Source organism: Amycolatopsis nivea (assembly GCF_004522235.1).
GTDB classification, from domain to species: Bacteria; Actinomycetota; Actinomycetes; order Mycobacteriales; family Pseudonocardiaceae; genus Amycolatopsis; species Amycolatopsis nivea.
The window spans coordinates 1-464 of record NZ_SDLT01000121.1 but is presented as its reverse complement, the minus strand read 5'-3'; the positions used below and the strand labels follow the sequence as shown (position 1 = coordinate 464).

Genomic DNA, 464 nt, shown 5'->3' with positions numbered 1-464 from the left:
GCGCGGCCGCGGTGCTGTGTTTCGGCGGTGACCGTGTCGAACCCGGTGTTGGTGAACACGGCCTGGTAGCGGTAGACGGGGAACAGTTCGCCGGTCGCGTCGGCGGCGGTGGCGCGGGTGGTGTCGCGGACGCGGCGGACGACGAGGCGGGCGGTGATGAACTGGCCGTTGCGGGTGGCGTTGGCGAAGGCGGTGTAGGGGATTTCCGCGACCTCGGCGGCGCGGACCTGTTGTCCGCTGTGGTCGTCGCGGATCGCGCGGCCGTAGTCGATGCGTGTCCACGCTGCTTCGTCGATGGCGGCGATCGCGGCGCGGACTGAGGGGTTTTGCGGTGCGGTGACGGAGAACCGGGCTCCTTCTTCGGCGATGGCGGCGAGGATTTCCCCGTGGTAGAAACCGGAGTCCAGCCGGACCACCAGGGTCGCGGTCGCGCCGCAGGCGCGGGCGGCGGCGAGGTTGGCGCG

At 71.6% G+C, this 464-nt stretch carries 1 pseudogene; it reads right to left on the bottom strand.

The features are described from left to right. Positions 1 to 464, bottom strand: a pseudogene (locus EIZ44_RS44495) (IS1380 family transposase); the annotation flags it as partial.